We start from the raw sequence: 26,416 nt of genomic DNA on the forward strand, positions 1-26,416 counted from the left end.
GTATCAGATATCTTTATGAATAGTGAATTAACATCAAATACTTCAGAAATTTATCAATTAAAGTCGGCCTTGTCAGAGGCCGCAAAAAAATTGTCCTTACCTGTAGGTCAATGGGAGTGGCAAGAGCAAATTGAAAAACTTGATACAGATGTAACACAAGAAACGTTATTTGAGTTAGCAAAAAAGTATCTTGGTATTGAGCTATTTCCTTGTTCAGAAGATCATAATCCTGTTAATAAAGCCCTTTATATAGCTTATGAATCAGAAATGGGGTGGTCATTACTTTCTGTTCACTTTGGTAAGATTCGAAACGAAAAGGGTGTAAAGCTAGAGAAATTACCAGAAAAAACATGGCGAATTTTGCCGTCAGAACGACAGAATAAATTAAGCTGGCGCTCATTATTAGTCATGGGACAGAAAGAGAATAAAATAATCTCTCGTCTATTTTGGACTACATTGATTATCAACTTGTTCATTATGCTTATTCCGCTATACTTAAATGCGATATATGACCGAGTTATACCGGGACAAGCTGATTCATCATTGTGGGCACTATCTTTGGGTGTGATACTTGCAATATTAGTTGAGTACTATTTCCGAATGGACAGAATCAAGTTAGGATGTGAATATTCTTCTTTAGTTCAATATCGTTTAGAACCTAAAATCATTTCTGAGCTTATTCAAGTAACGCCAAGCTTTAAAACGCAATGGGGACGTAAGGTTATCGAGGCAATGAATAACTGGAATGTTTTCAGAATGCAGTTTTTAACATTCTTCTCTAGCACGGTATTAGATCTTGTCTTCAGTCTTCTTTATTTTATTGTCATTGCTATTGTTGCAGGCTGGTTAATTATTGTTCCTATAATTATCTTTTTCTGTGCAGTTGTACGTATTACGTTTTTCTATTTTGAGAATAAGTCCGTACCAGCAATCAATGCTCAAGTTCCGTTTTCGCCTACGACACTTGAATATTACCAGTCTTCTGTTTCTTATAAAGAAGCGACCTATACATTTCTCGCTGGAAATGAAAAAGCACAACAAAATGAACAAAAAAGATACATTATTAATAATCGATGTAGTTCATTTTTAATGGGATTAACAAGTCTCCAAACTGTTCTTGCGGTTATTGTTGCTTTTTATCTCATACAGACAGGAAATATGTCACCGGCTGGTTTATTTGCAACGATTATTATTGGTGGACGATTGAATCAACCTTTCTTTTCATTAATGCATATGTTGCCAAATCTTCAGCGTATGACTAATACGATGGATCAAATTAATGAATTATTGGATAAACAGCAAAATGAAAACGGATTATTAAGTGGTTTTAATGGTCCAAAAAATGGTTGGAGTGCTTCAAAAGTATGTTTCAAATATCATCCTTCATTGCCATGTTTAGATGATATTAGTTTGCAAATTCAGCAAGGTGAACGTATCGCAATTGTCGGTGGTCCTGGATCAGGTAAAAGTACTTTACTTAAATTGCTATTAGGTATTTTAGACGTTGATGAAGGTAATATAACTTGGAATGGTTTCATGTTGACTAAATCAATCAGCGATTCATTACGCGCTGATACGCATTATTTATGGCAATATAGTGGGATTATCGGTGAAACTGTATATGAATATCTAACATTAAATAATGATGCTACCCAAATTAGTCACGAACGTGCATTAGAAGTTTTAAAACAAGTCAATTTAAACAATTTACTGCCGTTTTTAAATAATGGATTAGATACATATTGGCGTCAATTACCTGTACCATTAACGATATTACAACGTCAAAAATTAGCTTTGGCTCGCTTTATATTATCTCCGCATAAGATATCATTCCTTGATAATCCTACAGCGGAATTGGATCCTAATACCGAACAATTACTATTAGCTCAATTAAATTCACGAGCAAAAGAAGGTCAAACCATGGTTATTGCAACGGATAGGACTAATTTGTTACCATTTGTTGACAGGGTGATTATGCTTAATGGTGGAAATATTGTTTTTGATGGTGATAAACAAGGTTTTCAAGCTTATTTAAAAAATACCTCCCAAGATAAACAAGTTTAAAATCTTATAAACATAACATGAAATGTATCACTTAATCAGAGTGATACATTTTATTTAAATAATATTAGTAGCATATGATATGTTCATTCACTTTTTTACTATACATATGAATGTTCAATATTGGCTATTTATGCCATACCAAATAACAAAAGTTGTTATCTTTTAAACCCTAATCATAAAGTAGTCTAGTTTATTAGTGCATACCCCCCAAATCCTTAAAACTTAAATCGTTTTATTTATCTAATTGGTATGAAATTGAACATGAGATTAAGAAATTAATTTAGTTGATTTTTACGTTATCAGATAAAATAGCTTAAAAAAAATTTACATCCAAATATTCGATTATTGTCATCAGACAAGAGAAATTATATATAATTAAAGCACAATAAAGACTGTATATAGTAAAATAGTCATTTTGGGGAAGTCGTTATAATAATGTGGTGGATTAATCATGATTGAAAAGCTATGGTATGGAAAATCAAAATTTTATTGGTTGCTCGTACCTTTTTCTCTGTTATATGGATTGATTGCATTTTTGCGTCGGCAATTATATAAATTAGGTATTTTAAAATCATGGCATTCGCCAAAACCAGTTATTATTATAGGTAACTTATCGGCTGGCGGTAATGGAAAAACACCATTAGTAATTGGATTGATCGAAGCTCTAAAAGCAAAAGGTATCCAGGCTGGTGTTGTGTCACGGGGTTATGGCGGAAAAGCCGATAAATATCCACTCATCATAGATAGTCAGGTTACAACAGAACAGGCTGGAGACGAACCGGTACTTATTTATCAACGAACACAGGCCCCAATCGCAGTCTCACCACAGCGCAATGAAGCGGTAAAAGCCTTACTAAACAATTATAATATAGATGTTATTTTAACTGATGATGGTTTACAACATTACGCATTAGCGCGCGATATAGAAGTTGTTGTTATTGATGGTAAACGTATGTTTGGTAATGGTTGGTGGATACCTGCTGGCCCCATGAGAGAGCGTCAAAACCGATTAAAATCGGTTGATTTAATCATAATAAATGGAGATACTGAAAGCAATTTAGCATTAAAGTACCCGAATAAAACGTATACCATGCAGCTAACACCAAAATATGCAGTAAATTTGTTAACACAAGAAAAAAAGGAGTTACATCTACTGAATGATGTATGTGCCATTGCTGGTATCAGTAATCCTAAACGTTTTTTTAATATGTTAACAGATAGGAAAGTTGACCTAATAAAAACTGTATCTTTTGCAGATCATCAAAAATTTACATTATCCTTATTAGACAATATAGTAACGACTAATCAAACCCTTTTAATGACGGAAAAAGACGCAGTAAAATGCCGAGCATTTGCAATGCCAAATTGGTGGTATTTACCGATTGATGCAAATATCCCATCACAGGCCGTTGATCAGATCTGTTCGTTGTTAGATGATTTAAAAATTAAAAGAGCAAAAAAATGAAAAAAATACTTTTAAGTGCGCTAGCTTGTCCTAAATGCCATGGCAAACTAGAGTATGATTTACAGAAAAATCAATTAATTTGTCAAACTGACAAACTCGCTTTTATTATTAAAGACAATATACCGGTATTGTTAGAAAACCAAGCTATACCATTAATGCAGTCGCAAAGTACACAAGACTAAACAGAAGGCTTTGAATATGAATTTTTCGGTTATCATTCCTGCAAGATATGCTTCAAGCCGTTTACCTGCAAAACCACTTGCTGACATTCATGGTAAACCTATGATTGTGCGTGTGATGGAGCAAGCCAAAAAGTCTTCTGCTCATCGTGTAATTATTGCAACTGACCATCAACAAGTATTTGATGTGGTGAAATCTTATGGTGGCGAAGTAATTCTAACCAGCAGTAAACACAATTCAGGTACAGAACGATTAGCAGAAGTAATTAATACCTATCAATTTGCAGATGATGAAATTATTGTAAATGTACAAGGAGATGAGCCTCTAATCCCGCCAATCATCATAGATCAAGTTGCTGAAAACTTAGTACAATATAAAACAGGAATGGCAACGTTAGCTGTTCCAATTGACTCAGCTACAGAAGCATTTAATCCTGGAGCAGTAAAAGTTGTTACTGATAAAGATGGATATGCACTCTACTTTTCACGTGCAACCATTCCTTGGGAAAGGGATCGCTTTGCAAAATCAGCCGATCTTCTCAAACAAACAAGTATTGGTGATTTTTATCTTCGTCATATCGGGATTTATGCTTATCGGGCTGGTTTTATTCGTCAGTACATCAATTGGGCACCTTCCACCCTTGAACAGATTGAAATGCTAGAACAGTTGCGTGTACTTTGGTACGGTGAAAAAATTCATGTGGCTGTTGCTAAACAAGCACCTGCTATTGGAGTTGATACCCAAGAAGACTTAGAAAAAGTCAGACTGTTATTTAAGGACTAAAATATGACACAATTTACGGGATTTACCCAAACGGGGCTTAATTTTTTACAAGATGTATGGATCAACAATAGTAAAGCATGGTTTGAAGAGCACCGATCAATCTATGATAACGAATTAATCAAACCTTTCAGGCTATTAGTAGAACAGTTAACCCCCAACATGCTGAAAATTGATGAATGGTTTGAAACAAAACCCGTTATTGGGAAAACCATATCTCGTATTCATCGTGATACGCGTTTTTCAAAAGATAAATCGTTATACCGCAGTCGGTTATGGTTAACCTTTAAACGACCAAACCGAGATTGGAAAGAAGCGCCTGCTTACTTTTTTGAAATAGCGCCTAATTGTTATCGTTATGGACTTGGCTACTATTGCGCATCAAAACAAACAATGGATATCTTTCGGGAAGAGATTCTTAATGACAGCACAAAATTTTTAGAGATGATTCGCTGCGTTAAAAAACCATTTGAACTCGTTGGTGAAAGTTATAAACGCCCACTAATTAAAGATCAAGATGCAAAAATCGCAACTTGGTATAATCGAAAAAGTTTGGCTGCAATGGTCACTAACACCAATATTGAAGATTTATTAAATGAAGATCTACCCAACAAATTATCAAAGGGTTTTAAACAACTATTACCCCTTTATAATTATTTAATGCGAGTTGAGATGATAAAAAATATTCCAAATTTATGATTCAAAATAAAGCATTAGTGAGCTAGCCAAAGTTGATTGTGTTATCACCATAAATAACATTATTAACTCGTTTAATTTATTAAATATTTGGAAAGCTCACGATTAATTCTTTCACACCATTAATGATGAATTGAGTACCAACGCAGACTAATAAAAATCCCATAATTCTTGACGTTGCTTCAATCCCACTTTTCCCCATAAAACGCATTATGCTGCCAGCACTCCGCATACAAAACCATAGAATAATACATAATAAAAGAGGAACTAATATTGATGAAGTATAAACAACCCAGCTTGAAATATTATAACCACCGTTATTTACTGTTGAAGCCATACTGATAATCATTGCGATAGTACCTGGACCAGCCGTACTTGGCATAGCTAATGGCACAAAAGCAATATTATTTGATATTTCTTTCATCTTAGCATCAGCTTCTAACGTACGGTGAGAAGGTTGTTGAGGAAACAGCATTCTAAAACCGATAATACCCACAATCATTCCGCCGGCAATACGTAATCCTGGAATTGAAATGCCAAATGTATTCATCACCAGTTGCCCACCATAAAAAGAAACAACCATAATGATGAAAACGTAAATACAAGTCATTTTAGACTGGTAGTTTCGTTCTTCATTAGTCATATCTCCTGATAGACCTAATAACAGCACAACCGTTGTGAGGGGATTAGTCAAAGGAATAAATAAGATTAAACCAAAGCCGACAGTTTGAATCAGTTCTAACATAATTCTATCTTATAATTATCAAAAAACTTACATAATTATAATTCAAATTAGATTGATAAGATATATGGGAAAGATAAGATTTCTGGGCGTTTTATTACGCCCAAAATTAAAAAAATAGGTAAGATTAAAAAGGAATATCGTCATCGAAATCCATAGGTGGTTCAGGCGATTTTGGTTGAGCTGGGTTTTGTTGAACTGGACGAGGTGCGCTAGGTGCAGCCGACATATTATTTGCACTTTGTCCCCAATTTTGTGAACCATCATCAAAGTTTTCATTACTATTACGAGATCCTAAAATTTGTAACGTACCACCAATAGGATTAATTACAACTTCTGTCGTATAACGATCATTGCCTGTTTGATCTTGCCATTTTCGCGTTTGTAATTGTCCTTCAAGATATACTTGAGTTCCTTTTTTGATATATTCACCTGCAATTTCAGCTAACTTACCAAAAACAACGACACGATGCCATTCTGTACGATCACGGGTTTCACCAGTTTGTTTATCTTTCCATGATTCTGAAGTTGCAACACTGAAATTAGCAACAGCGCTACCATTTGGCATATAACGAACTTCTGGATCTTGACCTAAATTACCAACTAATATGACTTTATTTATTCCACGGCTTGCCATTATAAACTCCTAAATATTGCACAAACATTTAATTGTCGTATTGTAACATGAGACAATCTTAACATCACCGTTTTTAATTTAAATATGGAACTTTGTATCCATTTCTAAAGATACAGAAATATTTGCATAACCATAGGAATTTATGCACATAACGAGTATAATGCCAAACATTTGTTAAAAGAATTTTTGAAATATTTTCCTTGAAGGGGGCCTTATGATTAATGCGTTTGGATTAAAAAACAAACAATTAGTAAAAGTTAATGAAGGCGACATTAGTAATGCAGCTTGGATTGATTTGATTGAACCAGAAGAAGCTGATCGAGATTTTGTTTTAACGCATTTAGGACAAAATTTAGCAACAAGTATTGAACTAGATGATATTGAGGCCTCAGCCCGTTTTTTTGAAGATAACGAAGGATTACATGTTCACTCCTTCTTTTTTTATGAAGATGCTGAAGATCGAGCAGGAAACTCGACTGTCGCTTTTACAGTGCACAATGGACGATTGTTTACTTTACGAGAAAGAGATTTACCCGCTTTTCGTTTGTATCGCATGCGTTCTCGTTATCAAAGTCTGGTAGATGGAAATCCTTACGAAATATTACTTGATTTATTTGAAGTTAAAGTTGAACAACTAGCGGATCAAATTGAACGTATCTATAGTAAATTAGAGGAGTTAAGTTTAATTATTATGGATCGTTCTGCTCAAGAACAATATGATGAAGCAATTACATCATTAGCTGAACTCGAAGATACTGCTTGGAAAGTCAGATTATGTTTGATGGATAGCCAACGAGCGGTTAACTATCTCGTTCGTCGAGCAAAAATGCCAGTTGATCAACTTGAACAAGCTCGCGAAGTTATTCGCGATGTTGAATCGCTAGTACCACATAATGAATCATTGTTTCAAAAAGTTAACTTTTTAATGCAAGCAGCTACAAGCTTTATTAATATTGAGCAAAGCCGAATCATTAAAATTTTCTCGGTGGTATCAGTTGTATTTTTACCACCAACTGTGGTTGCATCGGCATATGGTATGAACTTTGAAAATATGCCAGAACTCAAATGGGAATATGGTTACCCATTCTCATTACTACTCATGTTATTGGCTGGCGTTGCGCCTTATATTTATTTTAAACTAAAAAAATGGTTATAAATATAACAGTTGATTGAATGTTAATTTGTCCTTTTTAAGGTAGTGAATAAAAAATTAGTTAATGTTTTAATTTCATAAAAGGAACTGAGTAAATCTATTAATAACAAGGAGATAACAAAGTTGCCTTTTATGTTTTTCGTACTCAATAATTAAATGCCAAAAGTATAGAAAGCTATATATCTAAGATCATAAGTATGATTAGTTTGTCATAAAAGGGAGTAACATGAGTCAGTATGCACTAGTCACCGACATCGGTGGAACCAATGCCCGTTTTGCATTGTTTAATTTAGCTACAAACGAGTTATCAGCAATCACCAAAATTCTTATTGCAAAAGATGACATCTTACTGAAATTAATAAAAAATTATATTCAATCCCAATCGGTAAAAGTTGAAACTGCATGTATTGCAATTGCCTGTCCGATTGATGATAGCGACACTGTTATTATGACAAATAACAATTTGTCGTTTTCTCGTCGTGAACTAATCGAAGAACTCCAACTTAAAAAACTTGAAGTCATTAATGATTTTACAGCGGTCTCAACATCTATCCCCAAATTGTTACCGCAAGATCTGGTGAAAATTGGGGGTGATGAACCTAATTTAAATTATCCTATTGCAATATATGGTGCAGGTACGGGGCTAGGCGTTTCTCATTTAATAAAAGTTAATCATCAATGGATAAGTCTGTCCGGCGAGGGGGGACACACAGAATTACCCATGATAAATGAGGAAGAAGATCGCATTTTAGCGCAGCTTCGTCAAAAATTTGGTCGAGTTTCTGCTGAACGGTTTTTATCCGGAAATGGAATTGTAAACATCTATCAAGCGATACAGCAAATAAATAACCAACCACTAACTAACATTACGCCTGATATTATCGTAAATAGAGCATTAACTAATAGCTGTGAAATCTGTTTGCAAACATTAAATTATTTTTGTACATTTATGGGAAGATTTGGTGGTAATTTAGCGTTAACGTTGAATACGCAAGGCGGTGTATACATTGCTGGTGGTATTGTTCCTCGTTTCCTTGACTTTTTTAAAGCATCGGCGTTCAGATCGGCATTTGAGCATAAAGGACGTATGTCTACTCTCGTAAAAAAGATTCCGGTTTATGTCATTACACATAAAGATCCTGGACTATTTGGCGCCGGAGTTTATCTACAAAATAATCTTCATAATATTGTTTAAAGGTTTTATTTTATGATGTGGTGTTATATCTATCGTAGTACAAAAAAAGAAAATTGTTATTTATATATGAAAAGTGAAAATGATTTTTCGGGCATTCCTGAAAAAATCCTCTCAATTTTTGGTACACCAGTTTTTGTAATGAAAGTCTTATTAGACGGAAAAAGACGGTTTGTGGTAGGGACATCGGATGAAATTGAAGAAAAGATTAAAACGGATGGATTTTTCTTACAAATGTTAAAAGAAGATGATTTTAAAGCATGAGTGAACCATTTTGGAAAGATAAAACCTTAGATCAACTAAGCGATGAAGAGTGGGAACAACTATGTGATGGTTGTGGTCAATGCTGTTTAAATAAATTAATGGATGAAGACACTGACGAAATTCTATATACCAATGTCGCTTGTAATCTGCTCGATGCCAACACATGCCAATGTAGGCATTACCATAATCGTTTCGAGTATGAACCGGATTGCATTAAACTCACTCGTGAAAATTTACTCACTATTGAATGGCTACCTTTGAGCTGTTCTTATCGATATTTCCAAGAAAATGGAAAATTACCGGATTGGCATCCACTAATTGTTGGAAACAAAAAAATGATGCATGAATTAAAAATATCGGTCAAAAATCGGATAGTGTATGAAAAAGATGTTATTTGTTGGGAAGATCATATTATTTAAAAAGGGAGCAATGCTCCCTCTGACAAGTTTAAAGTATCATCCATGACAAGCCAAAAATATTATTGGCAAAAAGATTCAAAAACATAAGCGCTATCGCAAAAATAGCAAAAGATACATCAATCATACCAATTGGAGGAATAAAACGACGTATTGGAGCCATTAAAGGTTCAGTTAACTGATAAAGAATTTCATCAGCCACCGAATTTCCTCGACTAATCCAACTCAATATTGCTCTAAAAAATAATAACCAGAACACGAGATGTCCTGCGGCATGCAAAATAGCGACAAAAGCATAAAACAAAAAAGTAACACTGTCAAAAAGAGACTGTAATGAAGCAAAATAGACAATAAACATCACTTTTAATAATGCAAATAGATACAAAAGCATCCAAGTTGCAGTATCAACCTTACCGATTGATGGAATAAAGCGTCGTACATGACCAATAATTGGTTGAGTAATCTTTACGATAAATTGTGTGATAGGATTATAAAAATTGACTCTTACTTTTTGCATCCATAAACGTAAAATCAAAACATACAAGCAAAAGGTCAAAAACGTTTTGCCAAGAAAGAAAATTAATTCCATTAAGTACTCCTCAAAGTAAAGTAATGCAGGCAATATATCATAAATAGATTCTTGAACCAAAAATCGCCGTACCAATACGAACCATTGTGCTACCTGCAAAAATTGCTGCTTTCATATCACCACTCATCCCCATAGACAACGTATCCATAAACGGATAATCACGCTGTAATTGTTGCAAAAGCAATTGCATTTTAGAAAAAACACACAATTGTTTATCAAAATCGTCTTCAATTTCCGGAATTGCCATCAAACCCCGTAAATTAAGATTAGGAAGAGTTCTAATTTGCTTAACTAAATCGATAACCTCATCGGGTTTTATGCCCGATTTAGTGGATTCGTTGCTAATATTTACTTGTATAAGAACATTCAATTTAGGCATAGTAGAAGGACGTTGGTCATTAAGTCGTTGAGCAATTTTGAAGCGATCGATAGTGTGCATCCAATCAAAATTTTCGGCTACCAATTTAGTTTTATTTGATTGTAATGGCCCAATAAAGTGCCAATTTAAAGAAATGTCGGGCATTTTTTCTTTAAAATAATTTATCTTTTCAACACCTTCTTGAACATAATTTTCACCAAAAGAACGCTGTCCCGCATGAATAGCTTCTTCGATAAGACTAACCGGTTTAGTTTTACTGACTGCAATTAGTTCAATTGTTTTGGGATCTCTGCCACAATTTAATGCGATTTTTTGAATTTCGCTTTTGATGGCAATTAAATTGTCATGTACTGTTTTCATTTTATACCCAATCAATAATTAAGATGTCAAATTCAATATTAAATTCATTATTACTTATTAGTGTAACGCAAAAAGCGTCTGATTTGCACCTATCAAGCGGTGAAATACCTTGTATTCGCATAAATGGACAACTTCAATTTATCACTCGTGATAAATTGATCGCAAAAGAACTTGAAAGTGAATTATTAAAACTACTTAATGACTCACAAAAAAACGATTTACTACAAAATAAGCAGATTGATTTTGCTTATCATCATGAAGAAATAGGGCGATTTAGGGTAAATATCTTTTATCAATACCGAGGGATTTCAGCTGTTTTTCGTATATTAAATCATCAAATACCAACTTTAAAAGAGATTGGGGCGCCTAAAGTATTCAATTCATTGATTCAATCTGATAGTGGTATTATTTTAGTGACTGGAGCCACGGGGAGCGGAAAATCCACTACTTTGGCTTCGTTAATACAATTTATCAATTCAACCTCAGCAAAACATATTATCACATTAGAAGATCCAATAGAGTTTATTTATCAAAATGATAAATCATTAATTCAACAACGTGAACTCGCTGATTTTAGTACAGTGTTAGAAAGTATCTTAAGACAAGATCCCGATATTATATTATTTGGCGAATTACGTAATAAACAATCAATACAAGCTGCATTGACCGCTGCCGAAACAGGGCATCTTGTTTTGGCAACCTTACATACTTGTTCAGCTATTCAAACTATTAACCGGATTATTGATATATTTCCTGAAACTTCAAGAAACTCTATCCGTACTCAATTATCCAACAGTTTAAGGGCAGTAATATCACAAAAGCTAGTCACCAATAACAATCGGCGCAAAGCCTCGTTCGAAATATTAATTAATACACCAGCAGTGAGCAATTTAATTAATGAAGGAAAGATCAAACAAATTTTATCATTAATGCAAACCGGTCAACAATATGGCATGCAAATCATGCATCAAGATTAAAATTGAATAATAAGCAAATCTTCTTCAGATTCAGTACGAAATGAATGTCTTCCTGTGGAAGACAAAATTAATCATATACACATTATGTTTTCTAAAGAAATACCTTATACTAATTATTAAATAACCAATTATTTTTAAGAGGCAGATTAAAATGGAACAACGTATAGGTTTTATTGGTTTAGGTAATATGGGGAATGCGATATTACAAGGCATTTTAGCGAGTAACATTATAACGGGATCACAACTTTATGTATATGATACTCACCCAGAAAAAGGGATTTCTCTCAATCAATTGTACGGTATCAATAATTTAGATTCGGCAAAAAACGTCGCAAAAGAATCTGATATTGTCATTGTTGCTGTAAAACCTAATGTTATTATTGATGTGCTAAATGATATTCAAAAAGAATTGAAAAAAAATACGATAGTAATTTCTATTGCTGCTGGCGTTAGTATCAAATCCATTGCCAAATGTGTTGGCTATGAACAAAAAATTATTCGTGTCATGCCAAATACGCCGGCATTAGTCAATGCGGCAATGTGCTCAATTACACCAAATACGGAAGTGACTGCTGAAGAATTAGAAATAGTTCAGAAATTATTCAATTGTATAGGTGAAACAGAAATTGTCTCTGAATATTTAATTGATGCCGTTGTTGGAGCGAGTGGTTCTTCGCCAGCTTTTGTATTTATGTTTATTGAAGCGCTAGCCGATGGTGCTGTTAAAGGTGGATTATCAAGAAAACAAGCTTATAAATTTGCTGCTCAAGCGGTATTAGGATCGGCAAAATTGTTACTTGAAACTGAAAAACATCCAGGTGAATTAAAAGATATGGTATGTTCTCCAGCAGGCACAACAATTGAAGGAGTACAAATGCTTGAAGAAAAGGGCTTTAGGGCAGCAATTATTGATGCTGTAGAAGCAACCATTACTAAATCCAAATTACTTGGTGAAAAATAATTCATTAATAAAAATGGTAGGATTGTCCATCGAAATAAAACAGATGGACATCTTGAAAGGTTTTAACTATTGAATTAATCATTAAAATCTTTGAAACATTTCTTGCATAAATAACAAATATATGAGTAAATAGAACACAGCATATAACATGCAGATTTATTTAGTAACATCTCGATTTAAGCAGTTTGTAGTTTACTTTCTATTTACATTAGTATTAGTTCTCTTCAGCTTTCACGTTTCAGTGTTTATAAGTAGTCCAAGTTTTATGTTTTTTAAATTAGCCCGTCGGCTTTAAATTTTTTATAGGAAGATTATTATGTCTAAGAAAACTGGTCAAGTTAAATGGTTCAACGAAAGTAAAGGTTATGGTTTTATTTCTCCTGCTGATGGTAGCAAAGATGTATTTGTACATTTTTCTGCAATCGCTGGTGATGGATTTAAAACATTAGGTGAAGGTCAACAAGTTGAGTTTTCTATCCAAGATAGCGAACGTGGCCCAGCTGCTGCTGATGTTGTAGTAATGTAATTACTACCTACCTCATTTATATCTTATCAGCATGTAATCATTATATGCTGATAAGATTTTCCATTTTACCCTTTACAATTTACTCCTCTTTTTTCATTGTATAATAAAATTAGATAATATATCATTCCCTTCGATTTTTGGTTTTAGCCAAATTCTTATTATTATCATAATGATAATGTAATTTATCGTAAGGAAATTAAATAATGAAAAAAGTTCTATTTTCAGTAGTATTATTAAGTTTATCTTCAGTTACAATGGCTGGTTTATCTGACACGTGTAAATCATATTTTGATAAAATTGATATCATCGTTAAAAATATGCCGGAAGACGCAGCTTCCAAGCAACAAACTGATATGATGAAACAAAATTTAGATGCAGGTAAACAACAAGTTGCTGCTCTACCTGAAAGTCAACAAGAAACTGCTTGTCAACAAGGCTTAGAAGCATTAAAACAACTTGAATCTGTTTATCCTCAATTAAAACAATAAGTTTAAGTCTCTTTACGGCATTAAAAAAATGCCGTAAATTTGATGTCCTAGCATCCAAATTATTGCTTATCTTAAATAAACAGTGTTCAATCAGTCTATATTTTCAAACTACTTTTTTAATGACTTAATTCTTAAAAATAGATCTTTCCATTCATGACAATTACATTTAAGTAAATACTTTCACCAAAAAACAGAGCATTAAGATTTTCTTTTCAACGTTGATAATTGATCATGATTAACAATTTGAGTGATATTCAAGTTATACTATAAAAACGGGTATTGATAGTTTTACTTTTTTGTAAAACGAATTGAGGATTTTTTTATTAAATATAAGTATGCCGACAGTATGAATTATAAAATATTCACTGATTAATAAAAAAATATGGGTAAAAAGTGATATTTATAAATATCACTCAAATACAGTAAGGTCAGTTATAACAAGTTCTTTCGACCTTTGAATCAGATATTATTACAATGATCTGATAAAAAGGATTTCCTTAAAAATTCATTTTTTGTTTGCACGTCGAAAATTCCAAGGAGCTATTGGTTTTCGATCACGCCAAAGCCCTTTTTTATTTTGTTTGGCTTTTGATTCAAGTTTGAGAAATTTCTTATTCTTTGCTACACCTTTATAGCGATAAACCCATGCATAACCACCGGAGACCATTTTTTCATTAATATTAATACGATTATAAAATACAGTTCCTAAAGTTCGTTGATAGATATCTTTTTTATTTTCTTTAATAAATACTTTCTTTCCAGCTATCAGTGTTGCTAAATATTTTCTTGAAGCATTACCATAAGCTTGACCTGTTTCTGGGGCATCTATATCAAGTAAACGGATACGAATTTTTTCTTTCAACGGTGTCAACACATCAATGGTATCCCCATCAATAACTTTGACTACTTTACCGTTAAAATCGGCATGAACTAGAGATGAAAATGAAATCAGTAAAATGAAGAAAATAGAAAATCGCTTTATCAACAACATTATTGGCACTAATAAAAAAAATAACTTATAAAAGAGCGCCATTATATCTATATTACTTAGAAAAAATAACTAAAAAGTGAGTTGATGGCGGTAATTTTGTTATTTAAATTCTATTTTTCAGTAGGATAATGTCAAAGATGACTGAATTAAAATTTTGAATGAAAAGTTTGAATCATGCCTTATTAAATAAAAATAAGGCATGATTTCAGGAAAAATTAAAATTCACTGGTGTCTTTAAATAAACCAACTTTAAGATCTGATGCCTCATAAATTAGTTTGCCATCTACATAAACTTCACCATCACCAATTCCCATAATTAGCTTACGGTTAATTACACGTTTAAAATGAATTTTATAAGTCACTTTTTTGTTTTTAGGTAGAATTTGACCTTTTAATTTTAATTCTCCAACGCCTAATGCTCGACCTTTACCTTTTCCGCCTAGCCAACCAAGGTAAAATCCGACTAACTGCCATAAAGCATCAAGCCCAAGACAACCGGGCATTACAGGATCATTTTTAAAATGACACTTGAAAAACCATAAATCGGGATTAATATCAAATTCGGCCTCAACATAGCCTTTATTAAAGTTACCACCATTTTCATTCATTTCAATAATGCGATCCATCATTAGCATCAAATCGGATGGTAAAGGGGGACCATCATGACCAAATAGTTCACTATTTCCTGATTTAATCAAATCAGCTTTGTCATATGAGGATTTACGTTCAAATGTCATAAATAAACCTTTTATTTTATGTAATTAACTACATGTTTAATAAATAATTATTCAAAATTATTACGATGAATAATCAAAGATGGTTAAATTCCTTTAAACTGTTCCATCTTATCAATGAAACATTGGGGCTAAAGTTTATTGGCTAACGTTATTTTTTGCAATAATTTTGTAATTTACTAAACCAATTGTCTCGTTTTTTATCTTGTAATAGCATTGATTGCATACGAGCCAAGATAAGTTGATATAAACTAATACTGTTTCCATTTTTATACGGCATACCCGTCAATAAATAAAGTGCATCTGCTATATGTTCAACAGTCCAGATCGAAAATGTTTTTTCATTAATTGCTTTACTGATCTCATCATTCAAACATAAATGACGCTGATTGCTGGCAGGTATAATAACACCTTGTTGCCCCGTTAATCCTTGGTGTTTACACACAGTAAAAAATCCTTCGATTTTTTCATTTATACCACCAATCGATTGAACATTTCCAAACTGATCGACTGAACCGGTTACCGCTATTTGCTGATCAATAGGTTGTTCAGAAAGCGCACTGATAATTGCACACAAACCTGCTAATGATGCACTATCTCCATCTATTTCACTGTAAGATTGTTCAAAAACTAAAGAAGTAGAAAAAGGTAATTGGTGATTAATTGCAAATTCAGACATAATAAAAGATTGCATAATCATCATCCCTTTAGAATGAATGTTACCAGCTAATTCCGTTTTATGTTCTATATCGATGAGTTCGCCATCGCCAAAATGAACTAAACAACTTAATCGGCTGGGTTCACCAATAGCCATCGGATAACCCGGATATTGAACAACGGATAACCCATTAATTTGTCCGATGACTTGATCTTTGGTATTGATCATTATTTGGTTGTTAAAAAACTCTTCCAGAAAACGTTCTTTTAAATAACCTTCACGCCATAATTTTTGCTCAATAGCCTTATCAATCGCTGTTTCATCAATCATCTCATCGTGTTGAATGAAATAAGTCGCATTAACTAATAAAGAATAAATCCAATCAATTGCTAGAGGCAAATAATATTGATCTCCAGTATAACGAATCGCTTCTTGATAAATTTTGTTATAAGCAGACTGAGCAATTTGGGGTAATTGATAAGTCGTTGCGATAAATTTTATATAGTCTAACCAGTCCTGTATTTGGTCTGGTGATTTGACTTGGAGTTCATTTTCATATTCCGCATAGAGCGAAGAATTATAAAAATCCGGTTCGTACTCTTGTAATTCAGCTAAGCTTAATCTATCACCGACTAAAATGATTCTTAAATCAAGGGGAATCGGGGGGATAGATAGTGGCAAAGGATTAGATTCGTCAACGGAAAACCATTCAAATTTTTCCTTTAAAACCATCTGTTTTAATTTTATTAGAAGATTAGGTTGATGGAGAAATGATCGTAAACCTAAAATTAACACCCCACCATTAGCGTCATGAACTAACCCGGGTTCTAATTTAATTGGGCTATTTTCTGGTTGTCTTACACAACCAAATAATTTTTCTGAATCAACGTGAGTCATTGATATACAACTCTCTTTAGTAGCAAAGTTATCTTGCTGACTCTTAGCGTTACTCAGTGTTATTTTATTATCACTAAAAAAATAACTATAGCCTAAATTTAAAATAGGGGTAGAAGAAAGAAATTCTGATTTTACCGCACTCTTAAACAATTCAAAAAAAAGCTCACTTTCTTGAGCTTTTAATAACATAAAGCGTGGATTAAAATTTGCGCGTTTTTTGGGGCATAACATTGACAAGGCCGATACGACACGCGGTTGCCATGTGAGTAAATTTTTTTGATTATCGATAACTGATTTTATTGTATTTTTAGTGTTAGTCATTTGCTCATGAAGGTGAGCTAAATCAGGTTGAATCTGTTTTACTTTGAGTTGTGTAATGGCCAAAATTATTATCTTTTTTGTCAGCAAATTTAATAAACAAATTATAACAAGTATCGTTTGTTACGCCAACACAATACCATAATCATTATGCTAACAAATAAAAAAATTACAGAAAGATTTTTCAAAATCAGGTAAACTGTCACACAACATGCGACTTTTATATTCTTCATTATCATCATAATCAACAATTAACTATGCTCAGACTCAAAAATAATCACATTAAAGATACCCAATCCTCGCAAATTGTAAGCTGGGGACACTGGTTTACATTATTTAATATTTTTGTTGCTATAGTATTGGGTAGTCAATATTTGATTATAGCTGATTGGCCTCGTACTTTTATGGGGCGATTTTATGCACTTATTAGTATCACGGGACATTTCAGTTTTCTAACGTTTATTACCTATCTAATTTTGCTTTTTCCATTGAGTTTTTTTATTCATTCATCTCGATGGCAACGAATAATTGCGACGATTATTGCAACATTAGGCATGTCACTATTGCTAATTGATATAGATATCTTTTCACATTTTAGGATGCATTTAAATTTATCAATTTGGCAATTACTCACCTCGCAGAAAGCCTCATTTTTGAGCTCTGCTTTTGTTATAGTGCCTTTTATTTTATTAATTGAAATTTTATTTGCGCTATGGAGTTGGAAAAAATTACGAAGTTTAAATAAACGTAAAAAGTACGCCAAACCTGTCGTGATTATTTTTATTCTAAGTTTTGTCTTTTCACACCTAATTCATATTTGGGCAGATGCTAACTTTTATCGACCAATAACAATGCAAAGATCAAGTCTTCCGTTATCCTATCCTCTAACCGCTCGTCACTTCCTTGAACGATATGGTTTTATAAGTGAAAACGACTATCGTGATCGAATAAATCAAGAAGGTAATCCTTTTGCCATTGCTATCGAATATCCGCTTGGACGGCTAGATTATGATCAGAAACAAGCGACTAAAAATGTCTTAATGATTGTGATTGATGGTTGGAGTAACGAGATATTAAATAATAATATGCCGTGGTTAAAACAGTTTGCTGCGGAAAATATCACATTTGAGAATCATTATAGTGCAAGTAATCAAACCTATATTAATAAATTTTCTCTTTTTTATGGGTTAGATCCTAATTACTATAATAGTATTTTAGCTGGTCACAAGCCTTCTGTTCTGTTAGATGCGATTAACTATCGACACTATAATTTAGGTCTATTTTCCTATGATGGTTTTGCAGAACCTCTATATCGCACGGCTTTATTATCTAATTTTACGATTCCCGAAACCAAAAAATTATCCAATAAGCAAGTAACGGATAATTGGATGGCATGGAACGATGAGCAAAATAAATTAGAAAATCATGCACCACTATTTTCTGTTATACAGTATTCAATTGGCGTAAAAAATAAGAATTTAACCTTTAAAGATATCGAATCTGACGCAAAGAAATTAGATCAATATCTTGAATCATTGATTGCGTATACTCGATTAACCAATAATTTTGAAGATACCGTCATCATTATTACAGGAACAAATGATTTTAAATTCAACGAAACTAAGAAAGTTGCCTTACGCAATGACAATAATGTGATTCGACGAAATTCGTTAAAAGTGCCATTAATTATATCTTGGCCGGGTAAAACACGTACAACCGTTACTCAACTTACCTCACAAATGGATATCATGCGAACCCTCATGCAAGATGTGTTCTACGTGACATCCTCTCCTCAACAATATTGTCAAGGTGCCAACTTATTTAACACCAAACCTCGCCAATGGATAGTTGCTGGTAACGAAAAAGAAATTGCTGCCCTCTACAATGATAAAACCATTGTTCTTGATGGATTTGGACGATCGAAACTGTATGATTTAAATAACAATTTACTTCAAAATGAAAAAATCAGTTTGCCGATATTCTTACAAATTGTTACTGAAAATCGTCGATTTATGGTGGTGGATAACTAAACTTAAAAGCACTGTAGGGGTAACGGTAGTATTAGGTTCAATAACCAGTTTTATCACTATACTGTAAGGGGGCATATTATTACTTGCTGGAGAAAAGGCTATTGCTGATTCTTCACTTTCTGATTTTCGTAAGTTATCCGCTAAAATTTATCGGAGTGAGCAAACACAACATCTCAATGAGACTTTAGATAAGGCATTACTTTGGGGTGGCAATGACGATAAAGATTATGATGGTATTTGGATTAGTGCGGTAACAGAGAAACAACAAAAAGCAGTATTAAATTATTTTAATGAAATCAAGTTTCAACCAAATAATTTTTTCAATGTTGATGATTCGATAGGTATTGCTGGAGATTGTGCATATTGGTTGTCATTAACTTTAGCTGTTGAAAAGACTTTAGATAGTAAGAACAAGCAGCTTGTACTAATCGGAAAACCTAAGATTACGGCTTCAGTAGTGGCTTGTCCTCAACTGAGTTAAAAAAGGTGATGTTATATTTACCTTAAATTTTAGTGATTTTAATAGTGTTATTTTAAAAAAATAACACTTTTTCAACACTTACAGTTAGGTTAACTATAACATCTCGATTCGTTATTAAAAATAGGTATTGTTATTATTATTACTTTTATAGATAGTATCTTGATTAAATAAAATAATAAATATTCTATTTCACTTCTTTTCCCATCGCTTGTAAATCAGCATGATAAGATGAACGAACAAACGGACCACACGCTGCATGGGTAAATCCCATATTTAAGGCGATTTGTTTTAATTCATCAAATTCAGATGGTGAAACATAACGTTCAACAGGTAGATGATATTTACTTGGTTGTAAATATTGTCCTAAGGTTAACATTGTCACACCGTGGCTACGTAAATCTTTTAAAACTTGAATAAGCTCTTCATTTGTTTCACCTAATCCAACCATTAAGCCTGATTTTGTGGGAATATTAGGGTGTCTTTCTTTAAAGGCTTTTAATAATTTTAATGACCCTTCATAGTTTGCACCAGGGCGTATCTTTTTGTATAAACGGGGGATGTTTTCAAGATTATGATTAAACACATCAGGAGGCGTTTGGCTTAAAACATCAACGGCTTGATCAATACAGCCTCGAAAGTCTGGTGTTAGTGTCTCTACTTTAATATTAGGACTTAATGCTCGAATCTCTTTAGTACATGCTGCAAAATGACTTGCACCACCATCTTTTAAATCGTCTCTATCAACCGAAGTAATCACCACATAGCGCAATCTCATCTCTTGAATCGTTTTAGCAAGTTTAACGGGTTCTTCGTGATCAGGTGGTAATGGTCTACCGTGCGCAACATCACAAAATGGGCAACGGCGTGTACAAATATCCCCTAAAATCATGAAGGTAGCCGTTCCGTGATTAAAACATTCCGCTAAATTTGGACAAGACGCTTCTTCACAAACCGAATGTAAGCCATGTTTGCGCATAGTATTTTTTATATGCGCAATATTATCACTATTCGCTGATAGTTTGATTCTCATCCATTCAGGTTTTTTTAATGGTGCGGAATCTTCCACCGTAATGGTTGGAATTAAGCGTGTTTTATCTGCATCACGGTATTTTGAGCTTCGGATTATTGGTTCATCATTTGGCATAATTTTATCTTATTGATTTTGTAGCTGGCTAATAAAGTTATCAGTTAATTGTTGCTTAATAGCTTTGCGATCGATTGATGAGACATAGTCTTTTAATTGTGTCATTTGCAATCCAGCATAGCCACAAGGATTAATATAAGTAAACGGAGTGAGATCCATATCAATATTTAAAGCAAGTCCATGCAATGTGCAACCTCGTTGGATGTGTAAACCAAGTGAACAGATTTTTTTAGAATCAATATAAACGCCAGGTGCATCGGGTTTGGCATAAGCAATAATATCATAATTAGCTAAAGTTTGTATGACACTGTTTTCCAGATAACTGACCATATCACGAATGCCGAGTTTGGCTCTTTTTAAGTCAAAGAGTATATACATAATTTGCTGACCAAGAGCATGGTAGGTGATTTGACCGCCTCTATCTGTTTGTACAACAGGTATATTCGTTTGTTTAAGTAAGTGTTCAGGTTTACCCACTTTACCTTGAGTGAAAACCGCATGATGTTCGACAAGCCAGATTTGATCGGGCGTCTGATTATCTCGACTTTGAGTAAACTCATGCATAGCTTGATACGTTTGCATGTAAGGTTGTATATTCAAATCTTTGATAATAATGTCTTTGTTCATCATGCTCGTTTTTTCAGTCTCTACGTTGCATTGCTTTAAAATTTACATTTATATATCAGATTTTACTATAGCTTGACAACCTATGCTTGAACAAGGTATAACCATATAGATATTTCTTTAATTTTTCACTTCTTAAAAATTCTTTTATATCAATGAAATATATGCTCTAAGTCGTATTTATTGGAATAGTTGATTAATTTGATAGGAATTAACATTCTTTTCTAAACTCAGGTTTACTTTACTTTTTTTCTGAAAATGGCAGACTGATATAAGTAAAGCTCCATAATGCAGAATTGAAGCTTATATATTTAGTTATGCTTTTGTGATAGCTAAGGATAGCAAAAACTGCATTTTTTTTAACAAAAAAGAGGTTTTTATATGTCGGACATGCAAATGAATGATATCGATCCATTTGAAACGCAAGATTGGCTGAAAAGTATCGAGTCAATTATTCGTGAAGAGGGTATCGAACGTGCTCAGTACATTATCGAACAAATAGTCAACAAAGCCAGAGATGGTGGCGTTCCACTTCTTTTCGGTTCTTCAACAAGTAATTATATCAATACCATTCCAGTAGAAGAACAACCTGCTTATCCAGGCGACTGGGAAATTGAAAGGCGCATTCGTTCAATTGTTCGTTGGAATGCTATCATGATGGTATTACGAGCATCTAAAAAGGATTTAGAGCTTGGCGGTCATATGGCTTCATTCCAATCGGCAGCCACTTTTTATGAAGTCTGTTTTAATCACTTCTTCCGTGCTCGCAACGATAAAGATGGTGGTGACTTGGTCTACTTCCAAGGTCACATTTCACCCGGTATCTATTCTCGTGCTTTCATCGAAGGACGTTTGACTGAAGAACAATTAGATAACTTCCGTCAAGAAATTCATGGTAAAGGTTTACCATCTTATCCGCACCCTAAATTATTACCAGAATTTTGGCAATTCCCAACCGTATCTATGGGATTAGGGCCGGTAAGTGCTATTTATCAAGCTCGTTTCTTAAAATATTTACATCATCGTGGACTAAAAGATACCTCTGAACAAACCGTTTACGCTTTCTTAGGTGATGGTGAAATGGACGAGCCAGAATCTAAAGGTGCAATTACGGTGGCAACCCGTGAAAAACTGGATAATTTAGTTTTCGTTGTTAACTGTAACCTGCAAAGACTTGATGGACCAGTAACCGGTAATGGTAAGATTATCAACGAACTTGAAGGGATTTTTGCTGGTGCAGGTTGGAATGTTATCAAAGTGCTTTGGGGTGATCGTTGGGATAAATTATTACAAAAAGATAAATCAGGTAAATTGATTCGTTTAATGAACGAAACCCTTGACGGTGACTATCAAACTTTCAAATCAAAAGATGGTGCTTATGTGCGTGAGCATTTCTTTGGTAAATATCCTGAAACGGCTGAATTAGTAAAAGACATGAGCGATGAAGAAATCTTCAGACTCAACCGTGGTGGTCAAGATCCAGAGAAGATGTTTGCGGCATTTAGTCGTGCTAAAGAGACTAAAGATCGTCCTACCGTGATATTAGCACATACTATTAAAGGCTATGGTATGGGTGAAGCGGCTGAAGGTAAAAATATTGCTCACCAAGTGAAAAAAATGAATATGGACGGCGTTCGTCATGTTCGTGATTTCTTTAACATCCCAGTTAATGATGAATCACTTGAAAAATTACCTTACATTAAATTTGAAGAACATACGCCAGAATATAAATATATTCATGAACGTCGCCAAGCATTACATGGTTATGTACCTTCACGATTAACTAAATTCTCAGGCACCGTGTCAATTCCACCGTTAAGTGAATTTGCGCCACTACTTGAAGAGCAATCAAAAGAGATTTCGACCACTATTGCTTTTGTTCGTGCGCTTAACATCATGCTTAAAGATAAAGATCTTGCTCCTCGTTTAGTGCCAATTTTAGCTGATGAAGCAAGAACATTTGGTATGGAAGGCTTATTCCGTCAAATTGGTATCTATAATCCACACGGTCAACAATATACGCCACAAGACAAAGAACAAGTGGCTTATTATCGTGAAGACGAAAAAGGACAAATTCTACAAGAAGGTATTAATGAATGTGGTGCAACGGCTTCATGGCTTGCAGCTGCAACATCTTACAGTACCAACGACTTACCAATGATTCCATTTTATATTTACTACTCAATGTTTGGTTTCCAACGTATTGGTGACTTAATGTGGGCAGCAGGGGATCAACAAGCACGTGGCTTTATGATCGGTGGGACTTCAGGTCGAACAACCTTAAATGGTGAAGGTCTACAACACCAAGACGGTCACAGTCATATTCAATCTTTAACTATTCCTAATTGTATTTCATATGATCCAGCTTACGCTTATGAAGTGGCAGTGATTATGCAAGATGGTTTACGCCGTATGTATGGTGAGCAAGAAAATGTTTACTATTACATTACCACACTAAATGAAAACTATGCACAACCAGCAATGCCAAAAGGTGCTGAAGAGGGTATTCGTCGTGGTATTTATAAACTCGATACGGTTAAAGGTAAAAAAGGTAGCCCAACCGTTCAATTATTAGGTTCAGGTGCAATTTTACGTCATGTTCGTGAAGCCGCAGAAATTTTGGCTAAAGATTACGGCATTGGATCCGATGTATATAGTGTTACTTCGTTTACTGAATTGGCTCGTGAAGGTCAAGATTGTGAACGTTATAACATGTTACATCCAAGTGAAAAACCAAAAGTACCTTATGTAACACAAGTGATGAATAATAACCCAGCAGTGGTTTCTACAGACTATATGAAACTGTTTGCTGAGCAAATTCGTGCCTTTGTACCAGCTGAAAGCTACAGAGTACTTGGTACTGATGGTTTTGGTCGCAGTGATAGTCGTGAAAACTTACGCCATCATTTTGAAGTCGATGCATCTTATGTTGTTGTTGCAGCATTAGGTGAGCTTGCTAAACGTGGTGATATTAAAGCCAGCGTTGTTGATGAAGCGATTAAAAAGTTTGAAATCAATGCTGACAAACTAAACCCACGTATTGCATAAGAGGTAACCAACATGAGTATTGAAATTAAATTACCTGACATTGGCAGTGATGAAGTCGAAGTCACCGAAATCCTTGTAAAAGTGGGAGATAAGGTAGAAGTCGATCAATCATTATTAACGGTTGAAGGCGATAAAGCCTCAATGGAAATCCCTGCGCCACAAGCAGGGATCGTTAAATCTATCTCTGTTAAAGTCGGCGATAAAGTTAAAACTGGTGTCGATATTATGGTATTTGATACCGAGAATGGCGCAGAATCTGCGCCAGCTCAAGCAGAGTCTGCCCCGAAAGTTGACGTTGCTCCAGTGGCTGCAACCGTAAGTCAAACAGTCGATGTTAATGTGCCAGATATTGGCGGTGACGAAGTCGAAGTGACCGAAGTTTTAGTGAAAGTCGGTGATACTATATCGGTAGATGATTCACTTATTACTGTTGAAGGCGATAAAGCCTCAATGGAAATACCTGCCTCTATCGCAGGTGTGGTTAAAACGATAACAGTTAAAGTTGGCGATAAAGTGAAGACAGGTTCCAAAATTATGGAATTTGAAACGGCATCCAGCAGTGCGCCAGCTAACGCTGCAACTGCAACGCCAGCGCCGACAGCACCAGAAAAATCAGCTTCGGTTGCTGCACCGGTGAGTAATGTTGCTACGCCAGCAGTGACGGCTTCTACAACGGCAAGTAATGATTTTGTTGAAAATGATGCTTACGCACATGCAACACCATCTGTTCGTCGTTTAGCGCGTGAATTTGGCGTGAATCTGGCTAAAGTGCCACCAACAGGGCCTAAAAACCGAATCCTACGTGAAGACATTCAAGCTTACGTTAAAAATGCGGTTAAACAAGTTGAAAGTGGTGCCGCAGGCGGAGCATTACCGGGATTATTACCATGGCCAAAAGTTGATTTTAGCAAATTTGGTGAAGTTGAAACCTTGCCATTAACTAAAATCCAAAAAGTGTCAGGCGCAAATTTACATCGTAACTGGGTCATGATTCCACATGTTACTGAATTTGATGAAACCGATATCACGGATTTAGAAGCATTCCGTAAGCAACAAAATGCCGAAGCAGAGAAGAAAAAACTCGATCTTAAGATTACGCCGTTAGTGTTTATTATGAAAGCGGTTGCAAGTGCATTAACTGCTTATCCACGTTTTAACAGTTCGCTATCGGAAGATGCACAAACCTTGATTGTTAAAAAATACATCAATATTGGTGTAGCGGTTGATACGCCAAATGGTTTAGTCGTACCGGTATTTAAAGATGTGAATAAAAAAGGCATCGTTGAGTTGTCACGTGAACTTGCCGAAATCTCGAAAAAAGCTCGTGATGGTAAATTAACTGGTGCAGATATGCAGGGCGGATGTTTTACTATCTCAAGTCTGGGTGGTATTGGTACAACTTCATTTACCCCAATTGTGAATGCACCTGAAGTCGGTATCTTAGGAGTGTCACGCTCAAGCATGAAACCAGTTTGGAATGGTAAAGAGTTTACGCCTCGTCTAATGTTACCTCTATCTCTGTCATTCGATCATCGTGTGATTGATGGTGCAGATGGTGCACGCTTCTTAAGCCATATTGTTAACGTCTTATCTGACTTACGTCGATTAGTGATGTAGTTTAG

25 protein-coding genes are annotated in these 26,416 nt (G+C 34.4%); 16 read left to right on the forward strand and 9 right to left on the reverse strand.

Annotated elements, in window-relative coordinates; all coding sequences use genetic code 11:
• The first annotated feature begins 15 nt into the window (after positions 1-15).
• The 5 genes from GYM75_RS04085 to GYM75_RS04105 all read left to right on the forward strand — a co-directional run bounded on the left by GYM75_RS04085 (position 16) and on the right by GYM75_RS04105 (position 5,188).
• On the forward strand, positions 16-2,064 hold the full coding sequence (locus GYM75_RS04085) for an ATP-binding cassette domain-containing protein (protein ID WP_220216893.1): 2,049 nt from the start codon (positions 16-18) through the stop codon (positions 2,062-2,064).
• Between the two features lie 451 nt (positions 2,065-2,515).
• Positions 2,516-3,529: a tetraacyldisaccharide 4'-kinase gene (gene lpxK, locus GYM75_RS04090; protein ID WP_220216894.1), complete on the forward strand. Its 1,014-nt coding sequence runs from the start codon at positions 2,516-2,518 to the stop codon at positions 3,527-3,529.
• Positions 3,526-3,711: a Trm112 family protein gene (locus GYM75_RS04095; protein WP_220216895.1), complete on the forward strand. Its 186-nt coding sequence runs from the start codon at positions 3,526-3,528 to the stop codon at positions 3,709-3,711. The genes lpxK and GYM75_RS04095 overlap by 4 nt, the downstream gene beginning before the upstream one ends.
• Positions 3,712-3,727: 16 nt before the next feature.
• The gene (gene kdsB, locus GYM75_RS04100) at positions 3,728-4,492 is read left to right on the forward strand and encodes a 3-deoxy-manno-octulosonate cytidylyltransferase (protein ID WP_220216896.1); all 765 of its coding nucleotides are present in this window, start codon (positions 3,728-3,730) and stop codon (positions 4,490-4,492) included.
• A gap of 3 nt (positions 4,493-4,495) precedes the next feature.
• Positions 4,496-5,188 carry a DUF2461 domain-containing protein gene (locus tag GYM75_RS04105; protein ID WP_220216897.1) on the forward strand — a complete coding sequence of 231 codons (693 nt, stop codon included), beginning with the start codon at positions 4,496-4,498 and terminating at the stop codon, positions 5,186-5,188.
• A 79-nt stretch (positions 5,189-5,267) separates the two neighbouring features.
• Here the strand turns inward: GYM75_RS04105 and GYM75_RS04110 are convergent, their stop codons facing one another.
• Together GYM75_RS04110 and GYM75_RS04115 are read right to left on the reverse strand one after the other, a co-directional pair.
• Positions 5,268-5,930, reverse strand: a complete 663-nt coding sequence (locus tag GYM75_RS04110) for a MarC family NAAT transporter (protein ID WP_220216898.1) — start codon at positions 5,928-5,930, stop codon at positions 5,268-5,270.
• A gap of 124 nt (positions 5,931-6,054) precedes the next feature.
• Positions 6,055-6,564 carry a single-stranded DNA-binding protein gene (locus tag GYM75_RS04115; protein ID WP_220216899.1) on the reverse strand — a complete coding sequence of 170 codons (510 nt, stop codon included), beginning with the start codon at positions 6,562-6,564 and terminating at the stop codon, positions 6,055-6,057.
• Between the two features lie 214 nt (positions 6,565-6,778).
• Here GYM75_RS04115 and corA point away from each other — a divergent pair, with 214 nt between their 5' ends.
• The 4 genes from corA to GYM75_RS04135 all read left to right on the forward strand — a co-directional run bounded on the left by corA (position 6,779) and on the right by GYM75_RS04135 (position 9,592).
• On the forward strand, positions 6,779-7,720 hold the full coding sequence (corA, locus tag GYM75_RS04120) for a magnesium/cobalt transporter CorA (protein WP_220216900.1): 942 nt from the start codon (positions 6,779-6,781) through the stop codon (positions 7,718-7,720).
• A 223-nt stretch (positions 7,721-7,943) separates the two neighbouring features.
• Positions 7,944-8,912: a glucokinase gene (locus GYM75_RS04125; RefSeq protein ID WP_220216901.1), complete on the forward strand. Its 969-nt coding sequence runs from the start codon at positions 7,944-7,946 to the stop codon at positions 8,910-8,912.
• A gap of 12 nt (positions 8,913-8,924) precedes the next feature.
• On the forward strand, positions 8,925-9,173 hold the full coding sequence (locus GYM75_RS04130; RefSeq protein WP_220216902.1) for a YcgL domain-containing protein: 249 nt from the start codon (positions 8,925-8,927) through the stop codon (positions 9,171-9,173).
• A complete protein-coding gene (locus GYM75_RS04135; RefSeq protein ID WP_220216903.1) occupies positions 9,170-9,592 on the forward strand; it encodes a YcgN family cysteine cluster protein in 423 nt (140 codons plus the stop codon). Before GYM75_RS04130 ends, GYM75_RS04135 begins: the two co-directional genes overlap by 4 nt.
• A 28-nt stretch (positions 9,593-9,620) precedes the next feature.
• On the opposite strand, the gene GYM75_RS04140 is transcribed toward GYM75_RS04135, so the two are convergent.
• Together GYM75_RS04140 and GYM75_RS04145 are read right to left on the reverse strand one after the other, a co-directional pair.
• Positions 9,621-10,178, reverse strand: coding sequence for a YggT family protein (locus GYM75_RS04140; RefSeq protein ID WP_220216904.1), 558 nt, complete (start codon positions 10,176-10,178; stop codon positions 9,621-9,623).
• A 37-nt stretch (positions 10,179-10,215) separates the two neighbouring features.
• Positions 10,216-10,917, reverse strand: coding sequence for a YggS family pyridoxal phosphate-dependent enzyme (locus tag GYM75_RS04145; protein WP_220216905.1), 702 nt, complete (start codon positions 10,915-10,917; stop codon positions 10,216-10,218).
• 23 nt (positions 10,918-10,940) lie between these two features.
• Between GYM75_RS04145 and GYM75_RS04150 the strand changes: the two genes are divergently transcribed.
• The 4 genes from GYM75_RS04150 to GYM75_RS04165 all read left to right on the forward strand — a co-directional run bounded on the left by GYM75_RS04150 (position 10,941) and on the right by GYM75_RS04165 (position 13,869).
• Entirely contained in the window at positions 10,941-11,894 is a 954-nt protein-coding gene (locus tag GYM75_RS04150; protein ID WP_220216906.1) for a type IV pilus twitching motility protein PilT, read from the forward strand.
• 151 nt (positions 11,895-12,045) lie between these two features.
• Positions 12,046-12,855, forward strand: a complete 810-nt coding sequence (gene proC, locus GYM75_RS04155; RefSeq protein WP_220216907.1) for a pyrroline-5-carboxylate reductase — start codon at positions 12,046-12,048, stop codon at positions 12,853-12,855.
• Between the two features lie 316 nt (positions 12,856-13,171).
• Complete coding sequence (locus GYM75_RS04160; protein ID WP_220216908.1) at positions 13,172-13,381, forward strand: cold shock domain-containing protein; 210 nt, start codon at positions 13,172-13,174, stop codon at positions 13,379-13,381.
• A 203-nt stretch (positions 13,382-13,584) separates the two neighbouring features.
• A complete protein-coding gene (locus GYM75_RS04165) occupies positions 13,585-13,869 on the forward strand; it encodes a DUF5339 domain-containing protein (RefSeq protein WP_220216909.1) in 285 nt (94 codons plus the stop codon).
• A gap of 505 nt (positions 13,870-14,374) precedes the next feature.
• On the opposite strand, the gene GYM75_RS04170 is transcribed toward GYM75_RS04165, so the two are convergent.
• From GYM75_RS04170 to GYM75_RS04180, 3 genes are all read right to left on the reverse strand, one after another.
• On the reverse strand, positions 14,375-14,860 hold the full coding sequence (locus tag GYM75_RS04170) for a thermonuclease family protein (RefSeq protein ID WP_220216910.1): 486 nt from the start codon (positions 14,858-14,860) through the stop codon (positions 14,375-14,377).
• 215 nt (positions 14,861-15,075) lie between these two features.
• Positions 15,076-15,597 (reverse strand): bifunctional 3-hydroxydecanoyl-ACP dehydratase/trans-2-decenoyl-ACP isomerase, encoded by a 522-nt coding sequence (gene fabA / locus GYM75_RS04175; RefSeq protein WP_220216911.1) that lies wholly within the window; start codon positions 15,595-15,597, stop codon positions 15,076-15,078.
• 148 nt (positions 15,598-15,745) lie between these two features.
• Positions 15,746-17,533 (reverse strand): Lon protease family protein, encoded by a 1,788-nt coding sequence (locus GYM75_RS04180; protein WP_220216912.1) that lies wholly within the window; start codon positions 17,531-17,533, stop codon positions 15,746-15,748.
• A gap of 191 nt (positions 17,534-17,724) precedes the next feature.
• Between GYM75_RS04180 and GYM75_RS04185 the strand changes: the two genes are divergently transcribed.
• Entirely contained in the window at positions 17,725-19,497 is a 1,773-nt protein-coding gene (locus tag GYM75_RS04185) for a DUF3413 domain-containing protein (RefSeq protein WP_220216913.1), read from the forward strand.
• Positions 19,498-20,162: 665 nt separating this feature from the next.
• Here the strand turns inward: GYM75_RS04185 and lipA are convergent.
• Positions 20,163-21,122 carry a lipoyl synthase gene (lipA, locus tag GYM75_RS04190; RefSeq protein ID WP_220216914.1) on the reverse strand — a complete coding sequence of 320 codons (960 nt, stop codon included), beginning with the start codon at positions 21,120-21,122 and terminating at the stop codon, positions 20,163-20,165.
• Between the two features lie 9 nt (positions 21,123-21,131).
• Positions 21,132-21,752, reverse strand: a complete 621-nt coding sequence (gene lipB / locus GYM75_RS04195) for a lipoyl(octanoyl) transferase LipB (RefSeq protein WP_220216915.1) — start codon at positions 21,750-21,752, stop codon at positions 21,132-21,134.
• A gap of 375 nt (positions 21,753-22,127) precedes the next feature.
• Between lipB and aceE the strand changes: the two genes are divergently transcribed.
• Entirely contained in the window at positions 22,128-24,794 is a 2,667-nt protein-coding gene (gene aceE / locus GYM75_RS04200) for a pyruvate dehydrogenase (acetyl-transferring), homodimeric type (protein ID WP_220216916.1), read from the forward strand.
• Between the two features lie 12 nt (positions 24,795-24,806).
• Entirely contained in the window at positions 24,807-26,411 is a 1,605-nt protein-coding gene (aceF, locus tag GYM75_RS04205) for a pyruvate dehydrogenase complex dihydrolipoyllysine-residue acetyltransferase (protein ID WP_220216917.1), read from the forward strand.
• Positions 26,412-26,416 lie beyond the last annotated feature (5 nt).

The sequence above is a fragment of the Gilliamella sp. ESL0441 genome (assembly GCF_019469185.1).
GTDB lineage: Bacteria > Pseudomonadota > Gammaproteobacteria > Enterobacterales > Orbaceae > Gilliamella.

Excerpts from the sequence above, each read along its gene's own strand:
- GYM75_RS04110 (WP_220216898.1), bottom strand. The coding sequence starts at position 5,930 with ATGTTAGAACTGATTCAAACTGTCGGCTTTGGTTTAATCTTATTTATT.
- lipA (WP_220216914.1), bottom strand. The coding sequence starts at position 21,122 with ATGCCAAATGATGAACCAATAATCCGAAGCTCAAAATACCGTGATGCA.
- GYM75_RS04130 (WP_220216902.1), top strand. The coding sequence starts at position 8,925 with ATGATGTGGTGTTATATCTATCGTAGTACAAAAAAAGAAAATTGTTAT.
- lipB (WP_220216915.1), bottom strand. The coding sequence starts at position 21,752 with ATGATGAACAAAGACATTATTATCAAAGATTTGAATATACAACCTTAC.
- aceF (WP_220216917.1), top strand. The coding sequence starts at position 24,807 with ATGAGTATTGAAATTAAATTACCTGACATTGGCAGTGATGAAGTCGAA.
- GYM75_RS04115 (WP_220216899.1), bottom strand. The coding sequence starts at position 6,564 with ATGGCAAGCCGTGGAATAAATAAAGTCATATTAGTTGGTAATTTAGGT.
- kdsB (WP_220216896.1), top strand. The coding sequence starts at position 3,728 with ATGAATTTTTCGGTTATCATTCCTGCAAGATATGCTTCAAGCCGTTTA.
- proC (WP_220216907.1), top strand. The coding sequence starts at position 12,046 with ATGGAACAACGTATAGGTTTTATTGGTTTAGGTAATATGGGGAATGCG.
- GYM75_RS04135 (WP_220216903.1), top strand. The coding sequence starts at position 9,170 with ATGAGTGAACCATTTTGGAAAGATAAAACCTTAGATCAACTAAGCGAT.
- GYM75_RS04165 (WP_220216909.1), top strand. The coding sequence starts at position 13,585 with ATGAAAAAAGTTCTATTTTCAGTAGTATTATTAAGTTTATCTTCAGTT.
- aceE (WP_220216916.1), top strand. The coding sequence starts at position 22,128 with ATGTCGGACATGCAAATGAATGATATCGATCCATTTGAAACGCAAGAT.
- GYM75_RS04085 (WP_220216893.1), top strand. The coding sequence starts at position 16 with ATGAATAGTGAATTAACATCAAATACTTCAGAAATTTATCAATTAAAG.
- GYM75_RS04150 (WP_220216906.1), top strand. The coding sequence starts at position 10,941 with ATGTCAAATTCAATATTAAATTCATTATTACTTATTAGTGTAACGCAA.
- GYM75_RS04170 (WP_220216910.1), bottom strand. The coding sequence starts at position 14,860 with ATGTTGTTGATAAAGCGATTTTCTATTTTCTTCATTTTACTGATTTCA.
- GYM75_RS04125 (WP_220216901.1), top strand. The coding sequence starts at position 7,944 with ATGAGTCAGTATGCACTAGTCACCGACATCGGTGGAACCAATGCCCGT.
- GYM75_RS04185 (WP_220216913.1), top strand. The coding sequence starts at position 17,725 with ATGCTCAGACTCAAAAATAATCACATTAAAGATACCCAATCCTCGCAA.
- GYM75_RS04145 (WP_220216905.1), bottom strand. The coding sequence starts at position 10,917 with ATGAAAACAGTACATGACAATTTAATTGCCATCAAAAGCGAAATTCAA.
- corA (WP_220216900.1), top strand. The coding sequence starts at position 6,779 with ATGATTAATGCGTTTGGATTAAAAAACAAACAATTAGTAAAAGTTAAT.
- GYM75_RS04140 (WP_220216904.1), bottom strand. The coding sequence starts at position 10,178 with ATGGAATTAATTTTCTTTCTTGGCAAAACGTTTTTGACCTTTTGCTTG.
- fabA (WP_220216911.1), bottom strand. The coding sequence starts at position 15,597 with ATGACATTTGAACGTAAATCCTCATATGACAAAGCTGATTTGATTAAA.
- GYM75_RS04095 (WP_220216895.1), top strand. The coding sequence starts at position 3,526 with ATGAAAAAAATACTTTTAAGTGCGCTAGCTTGTCCTAAATGCCATGGC.
- GYM75_RS04160 (WP_220216908.1), top strand. The coding sequence starts at position 13,172 with ATGTCTAAGAAAACTGGTCAAGTTAAATGGTTCAACGAAAGTAAAGGT.
- lpxK (WP_220216894.1), top strand. The coding sequence starts at position 2,516 with ATGATTGAAAAGCTATGGTATGGAAAATCAAAATTTTATTGGTTGCTC.
- GYM75_RS04105 (WP_220216897.1), top strand. The coding sequence starts at position 4,496 with ATGACACAATTTACGGGATTTACCCAAACGGGGCTTAATTTTTTACAA.